The 6,784-nt window shown below is 71.1% G+C and carries 6 protein-coding genes; 5 read left to right on the forward strand and 1 reads right to left on the reverse strand.

The window, feature by feature from the left end:
- The first annotated feature begins 4 nt into the window (after window positions 1-4).
- The 5 genes from NGB36_RS30330 (at window position 5) to NGB36_RS30350 (ending at window position 5,282) form a co-directional block, all read left to right on the forward strand.
- On the forward strand, window positions 5-1,993 hold the full coding sequence (locus tag NGB36_RS30330) for an acetyl/propionyl/methylcrotonyl-CoA carboxylase subunit alpha (protein ID WP_255923813.1): 1,989 nt from the start codon (window positions 5-7) through the stop codon (window positions 1,991-1,993).
- 22 nt (window positions 1,994-2,015) lie between these two features.
- On the forward strand, window positions 2,016-3,179 hold the full coding sequence (locus NGB36_RS30335; RefSeq protein WP_255923805.1) for an acyl-CoA dehydrogenase family protein: 1,164 nt from the start codon (window positions 2,016-2,018) through the stop codon (window positions 3,177-3,179).
- Window positions 3,180-3,212: 33 nt separating this feature from the next.
- The gene (locus NGB36_RS30340; protein WP_255923806.1) at window positions 3,213-3,986 is read left to right on the forward strand and encodes an enoyl-CoA hydratase family protein; all 774 of its coding nucleotides are present in this window, start codon (window positions 3,213-3,215) and stop codon (window positions 3,984-3,986) included.
- Window positions 3,974-4,570, forward strand: a complete 597-nt coding sequence (locus tag NGB36_RS30345) for a TetR/AcrR family transcriptional regulator (protein ID WP_255923807.1) — start codon at window positions 3,974-3,976, stop codon at window positions 4,568-4,570. Before NGB36_RS30340 ends, NGB36_RS30345 begins: the two co-directional genes overlap by 13 nt.
- An 85-nt stretch (window positions 4,571-4,655) precedes the next feature.
- The gene (locus NGB36_RS30350; protein ID WP_255923808.1) at window positions 4,656-5,282 is read left to right on the forward strand and encodes an HdeD family acid-resistance protein; all 627 of its coding nucleotides are present in this window, start codon (window positions 4,656-4,658) and stop codon (window positions 5,280-5,282) included.
- A 353-nt stretch (window positions 5,283-5,635) separates the two neighbouring features.
- On the opposite strand, the gene NGB36_RS30355 is transcribed toward NGB36_RS30350, so the two are convergent.
- Entirely contained in the window at window positions 5,636-6,436 is an 801-nt protein-coding gene (locus NGB36_RS30355; protein ID WP_255923809.1) for an SDR family oxidoreductase, read from the reverse strand.
- Window positions 6,437-6,784 lie beyond the last annotated feature (348 nt).

Genomic DNA, 6,784 nt, shown 5'->3' on the forward strand with positions numbered 1-6,784 from the left:
CACGTTGATCCGCACCCTGCTCGTCGCCAACCGCGGTGAAATCGCCCGCCGCGTCTTCCGTACCTGCCGTGACCTCGGCATCGCCACGGTCGCCGTGCACTCCGACGCGGACGAGTCGGCCGCGCACGTGCGGGAGGCCGACGCCGCGGTGCGCCTGTCCGGCGACTCGCCCGCGGACACCTATCTGCGCGGCGATCTGATCGTGAAGGCGGCCCTGGCGTCCGGAGCCGACGCCGTCCACCCCGGCTACGGATTCCTCGCCGAGAACCCGGAGTTCGCGCGCTCGGTGACCGATGCCGGGCTGACGTGGATCGGACCGCCGCCCGACGCCATCGAGGCGATGGCGTCCAAGACCCGCGCCAAGCAGCTCATGGGCGGGCGGCTGCTGGACCCTGACCGCATCACCGCGGCCGACCTGCCCGTTCTCGTCAAGGCCGCCGCGGGCGGCGGCGGACGGGGCATGCGCATCGTCCGCGACCTCGACGAGCTCCCCGGGCAGCTGGCGGCCGCCTCCACCGAGGCCGCATCGTCCTTCGGCGACGGAGAGGTCTTCGTCGAGCCGTACCTGGAGCACGCCCGCCATGTGGAGGTTCAGCTGCTCGCCGACGCCCATGGCACGGTATGGGCGCTCGGAACCCGCGACTGCTCGCTCCAGCGCCGCCACCAGAAGGTCATCGAGGAGGCACCCGCGCCGGGGCTGCCCGACCGGCTCGTCCGCGAACTGCAGGACAGGGCGGTCACCGCTGCCCGCGCGGTCGGTTACGTCAGTGCGGGCACCGTCGAATACCTGGTCGCCCCCGACGGCCGCGCCCACTTCCTGGAGATGAACACGCGCCTGCAGGTGGAACACCCGGTCACCGAGGCCGTCCACGGAATCGACCTGGTCGCCCTGCAACTGCGCATCGCCGAGGGCGAGAAGCTGCCGTCCGAGCCGCCCGCCGCCGACGGCCACGCGGTCGAGGCCCGCCTGTACGCCGAGGACCCGGCGAACTCGTGGCAGCCGCAGACGGGTGTGCTGCACCGTCTGCAAGTGCCGGCTGCGGGCGGAGAAGCGAACGGAAGCTCCGCCGGGAGCGGACGGCTCAGGGTCGATTCAGGGGTGACCGAGGGCTCGGCCATCACCCCCCACTACGACCCGATGCTCGCCAAGGTGATCGCCCATGCCCCTACCCGTTCCGAGGCGGTGCGCCTGCTGGCGCACGCCCTTGAACGCGCCCGCATCCACGGCCCCGTCACCAATCGCGACCTGCTGGTGCGCTCGCTCACCTCTGCGGAGTTCGTCGCGGCCCGTATCGACACCGGCTTCTACGAACGCCACCTCGGACAGCTCACCGCGCCTGCCGCACACGCCGCGCCCACCGCGCAGGACCCGCAGCGTCTCGCGGCGCTGGCCTGCGCCCTGTCCGACACCGCCGCGCACACCCGCACCCTGCCCGGCCGGATCGGTGGCTGGCGCAATGTGCCCTCCCTGCCCCAGGTGAAGAGATACGTGATCGAGCCCGTGGGCACCGAGGTCGAGATCCGCTACCGGCTCACCCGCGACGGTCTCGACGCCGACGGCTTCCCCGGCGTCCGGCTGCACCGCGCCGCTCCCGGCCGCGTCACGCTCGACGTCCACGGTGTGCGGCGGGACTTCGAGATCGCCCGCTACCGCGACCGCATCCACGTGGACAGCAGCGGGCTCGGCGCTCACGCCCTGACCGCTCTCCCCCGCTTCACCGACCCCACCGCCCGGACCGAACCGGGCTCACTGCTGGCCCCGATGCCCGGCACCGTGGTCCGCGTCGCCGACGGCCTCGCCCCCGGGGCAGCCGTCATCGAAGGCCAAGTGCTGCTGTGGCTGGAGGCCATGAAGATGGAACACAAGATCGTCGCCCCCGCCTCAGGCACCCTCACCGCGCTCCACGCCGCCCCCGGCCGCCAGGTCGAACTCGGCGCCCTTCTCGCCGTCGTCACCGACGAGCCCCGTCCGCAGCAAGTGCCGCAGCCGTAGCCGTAGCCCAGGAGGGATCTCCATGAACACCGCGGTCCTCGAAACCGACGAACACAAAGCGCTGCGCGCCGCCGTCGCCTCTCTCGGCGCCCGCTACGGACGAAGCTACTTCGAACGCGTCGTCAGCGAAGGCCGGCACACCGACGAGCTGTGGGCGGAGGCCGGCAAGGCCGGCTATCTCGGCGTCAACCTCCCCGAGGCGTACGGCGGCGGAGGAGGCGGCATCACCGAACTTGCCATTGTGCTGGAGGAACTTGGTGCCGCGGGCTGCCCGTTGCTCATGCTCGTCGTATCGCCCGCCATCTGCGGCACGGTGATCGCGCGGTTCGGCACCGAGGCGCAGAAGCAGCGCTGGCTGCCGGGTCTTGCCGACGGCAGGATCACCATGGCCTTCGGCATCACCGAACCCGACGCCGGCTCCAACTCGCACCGGATCACCACCACGGCACGCCGGGACGGCACGGACTGGCTGCTCACCGGGCGCAAGGTCTTCATATCCGGCGTCGACATCGCCGATGCCACGCTCATCGTCGGCCGCACCGAGGACGCGAGGACGGGCAAGCTCAAGCCCTGCCTGTTCATCGTCCCCCGCGACACCCCCGGCTTCTCCCGCAGCCCCATCCCCATGGAACTGCACGCTCCGGAGAAGCAGTTCGAGCTGGTCCTGGACGATGTGCGGCTCCCCGCCGAGGCCCTCGTCGGTGACGAGGACGCCGGCCTGCTGCAGTTGTTCGCCGGGCTCAATCCCGAACGCATCATGACCGCCGCATTCGCCCTGGGCCTGGGCCGGTACGCGCTCGCCAGGGCGGTCGACTACGCTCGCACCCGGCAGGTGTGGAAGGAGCCCATCGGCGCCCACCAGGCCATCGCCCACCCGCTCGCCCAGGCACATATCGAGCTCGAACTGGCCCGGCTGATGATGTCCAAGGCCGCCCACCTTTACGACCGCGGCGACGACGTGGGCGCCGGCGAGGCGGCCAACATGGCGAAGTACGCGGCGGCCGAAGCCGCCGTCAGGACCGTGGACCAGGCGGTGCACACCCTCGGCGGCAACGGCCTGACGACGGAGTACGGGCTCGGCAGGCTCGTCACCGCGGCCCGGGTGGCGCGGATCGCGCCGGTCAGCCGCGAGATGATCCTCAACTACGTATCCCACCAGACCCTGGGACTGCCGAAGTCATACTGAAGCGAACACAGCGAAGGGAACACAGCACACCTCATGGCCGACGCAACACCGCTGGTGCGGCGGGAGTACGACCGCGGGATCACCACCTTGACCCTCGACTCCCCGCACAACCGCAACGCGCTCTCCGCACGCCTGGTGTGCGAACTGCACGACGCCCTCGACGCCGCGGCGGCCGACGACGCCACCCGCGCCGTACTGCTCACCCACACCGGCACCACCTTCTGTGCGGGCGCCGACCTCTCGCAAGCATCGTCAGATGCCGAGGCCTTGGCATCGGGACCGCTCGGTCTCGCCCGTCTGCTGCGCGCCGTCGTCGAGCTGCCCAAGCCCGTCGTCGCCCGTGTCACGGGCCACGCCCGGGCCGGCGGCCTCGGGCTGCTCGGCGCCTGCGACATCTCGGCGGCCGGGCCCGGCGCATCGTTCGCCTTCACCGAGGCCCGCCTCGGGCTCGCCCCGGCGATCATCTCAATCCCGCTGCTGCCCCGCCTCGACCCGCGCGCCGCCGCCCGTTACTACCTCACCGGCGAGCGCTTCGGACCCGAGGAGGCCGTACGCGTCGGCCTGGTCACCCTGGCCGGCTCCGGTGATGTGGACGAGCTCCTGGCGCCCGTCATCGAGGGCCTGCTCCGTGGCTCACCCCAGGGCCTCGCCGAATCCAAACGGCTGACGACGCAGGTCCTGCGCGACTCCTTCGACCGCGACACGCAGGACCTCGCCGCCACCTCCGCGCGCCTGTTCGCCTCGGCCGAGGCGCGCGAGGGGATGGCCGCCTTCCTCGAACGCCGGGATCCGTCATGGGTACGGTGACATCCCCCAAGCAGGACCGCAGCCGCGCCACGCGCCAGAAGCTGTTGCAGGCGGCGGTCTCCTGCCTTGCGGAGTACGGCTGGTCGGGTTCCACCGTCGCCGTCGTCGCCGAGCGCGCCGGGGTCTCGCGGGGCGCCGCGCAGCACCACTTCCCCACCCGCGAGGACCTGTTCACCGCCGCGGTCGAGCACATGGCCGAAGAACGCTCCACCGCCCTGCGCGAACTCGTCGGCGGCGAGGGCGTCAGGACGACGCACGACATCGTTTCGGCGATCGTCGGGCTCTACACCGGCCCGCTGTTCCGAGCGGCGCTGCAGCTGTGGGTGGCTGCCTCGAACGAACCGTCGCTGGCCCCTACGGTCATCGCGCTGGAGGCCCGCATCGGCCGCGAGTCCCATCGCATGGCCGTGGAGCTCCTGGGCGCGGACGAATCCCGCCCCGGCGTCCGCGAGACGGTCCAAGGATTCCTCGACATGGCACGCGGGCTGGGCCTGGCCAACCTTCTCACCGACGACAGCACACGCCGCAACGGCATCGTGGCCCACTGGTCCCACCTCATCGAGGACGCGCTCTCGGCGCCGTGACACGGCGATCAGGCGGGACCGGGGCATTCGGGTGACCATGGTCATGTCGGTGCATCCCTTCCGTCCCATCGAGGAGGCGAACACCATGAGCATCCCTTCGGACACTCCACGTGACACACCGCAGGCCGGACCCTACAGTGGCGTCCTTGCCTCCCTCGGCAAGGCCGCATGGCAGATCCTCCTGGCCACCGGCGTGGCCGCGATCGTGCTGGGCATCATCATCCTGGTGTGGCCAGGTGCGTCGCTGGTAGTGGTCGGCGCTCTCTTCGGCATCTATCTGCTGGTCAGCGGTGTTCTCCAGCTCGCCGGGGCATTCGGTGCGCATGTGGCGGCCCATATGCGCGTCCTGAGCTTCGTCAGCGGCGCACTGATGATCCTGCTCGGGTTGATCTGCTTCCGCGGGGCGGCGGAGTCGATTCTGCTGCTCGCCCTGTGGATCGGATTCGGCTGGCTGCTGAGGGGCATCCTGCTGACGGCCGCGGCGATAGCCACCGAAGGCATGCCCGCCCGCGGCTGGCAGGCCTTCCTCGGGGTGATCACCCTGCTCGCCGGCATCGTGCTGATCATCTCGCCGTTCGGCTCGATCGCCGCGCTCACGCTGGTCGCGGGAATCTGGTTGCTCGCCCTGGGCATCACCGAGGTGGTGCACGGTGTGCAACTGCGCAGCCGTGTCGAACACTTGCCGCAGGAGCCGGCGGGGCAGAGCCTCTGACCTGGCGACAGTGCTGCGGCGGCGGTCCGCTACGGGCCTGGGGTGTGGCAGGGGCGCTGCCTGGTAGCGCTGGATCCAGTTGCCGGCGCGGACCCACCCCTGCTCCGTGCGCATCAGGCCGTTCTGGATCTGGGGTGGATCGGGCGCGTAGAAGACCTGGCGGGGGACCTACGGGGCCACGATGGAGTCGCGGTGCGGGCCGTCGAAGACCACTACGACCACTACATGGTTGGGGTCGCCGGTGGTGATCAGGGTGGCCGCACAACTGGAAGCAGCCCGCCCGTGGGCAGCCCTGCGCCCCGGGCCACGGCGCGGCCGCCGCGGGCGGGGACCTTCATCCCACGCGGGGGAGATCAGTGTTCCTGGGCCGTCGGACGCACCAGGATCTCGTTGATCGCTGCATGCGGAGGCTGGGTGATCATGAACATCAGGGCGCGGGCGATGTCGTCAGCCCGCAGCCAGGACTCCTGAGGCATGCCGCGTGCCGCCGAGGATCCGGCACCGGCCGCCATCTCGGTCATGGTCAGACCCGGCTCGACGAGGCCGACCCGGACGCCCCGCCCGGTCACCTCCTGGCGCAGGGCCTCGCTGAACGCGCATACGGCGTGCTTCGTCGCCGAATAGACTCCGTTGTTCCTGCGCACCGCGCGGCCCGCGACCGAGCTGACGTTCACCAGATCGGCGACGCCTCGGGGGCCGTCCGCTGTCGCACTCAGCAGGTGCGGCAACGCCGCCTGCGAGGTGTGCAGGACGGCCGTCAGATTGAGGTCGACCATGCGGTTCAGATCTCCGGGATCGACCTCCTCGACCGCACCCATCGCCACATAGCCGGCGTTGTTCACCAGCACGTCCAGCCGTCCGAAGCGTTCCGCAGCGTCCTCGACCACCGTGCGCGCCTGTACCGGGTCGCTCAGGTCGGCGGTAAGGGCGGCGCACGATCCGCCCTCACCGCGGATGGTTGCGGCCAGTTCCTCAAGCCGGTCGGCGCGGCGTGCGACCAGTGCGACGGCAGCCCCCTGCTCGGCCAGCGCCACGGCGGTGGCCGCTCCGATGCCGCTGGACGCGCCGGTCACCAGCGCCGCACACCCCGACAACGGTGTGTCGTCCCGAACCGCGGCCCCGGACTTCCCTGCGTTCGTACCCCTCGCACTCATGATCGCCCTTCGCAGTTCATCCGGCTCACGCGGGCCGAGGGTGGCGCCCCGGCCACACGAGCCGGCCCACCACCGCCTACGGATGCGGCTCGGCAGGTGTCGCCTCCTCCTCCGCAGCTTGCACCACGCGGGACGAGCCCGCCTCCCCGCGCTCCTTCGCCGAGCCGCTTGATGGCGACGTGGCGAATTCGGGTGGCCGATACCTCTCCGCGGGTCATGTCCCCAGGCATGCGCCACAGTCTGACATCACGTGACACAACTGCCCGGCGCCTGCTGGCGGATGCGAAGACCCCGGCATCGGAAGGCCCCGAGCCGGCTGTCCGTGCCGGCTCGGGGCTCCTTCGCCTC

This window comes from Streptomyces humicola (assembly GCF_024436035.1).
GTDB lineage: Bacteria > Actinomycetota > Actinomycetes > Streptomycetales > Streptomycetaceae > Streptantibioticus_B > Streptantibioticus_B humicola.

Bases quoted from the DNA above. Each gene is read 5' to 3' on its own strand.
- NGB36_RS30355 (WP_255923809.1), bottom strand. From the start codon at position 6,436: ATGAGTGCGAGGGGTACGAACGCAGGGAAGTCCGGGGCCGCGGTTCGG.
- NGB36_RS30350 (WP_255923808.1), top strand. From the start codon at position 4,656: ATGAGCATCCCTTCGGACACTCCACGTGACACACCGCAGGCCGGACCC.
- NGB36_RS30340 (WP_255923806.1), top strand. From the start codon at position 3,213: ATGGCCGACGCAACACCGCTGGTGCGGCGGGAGTACGACCGCGGGATC.
- NGB36_RS30345 (WP_255923807.1), top strand. From the start codon at position 3,974: ATGGGTACGGTGACATCCCCCAAGCAGGACCGCAGCCGCGCCACGCGC.
- NGB36_RS30335 (WP_255923805.1), top strand. From the start codon at position 2,016: ATGAACACCGCGGTCCTCGAAACCGACGAACACAAAGCGCTGCGCGCC.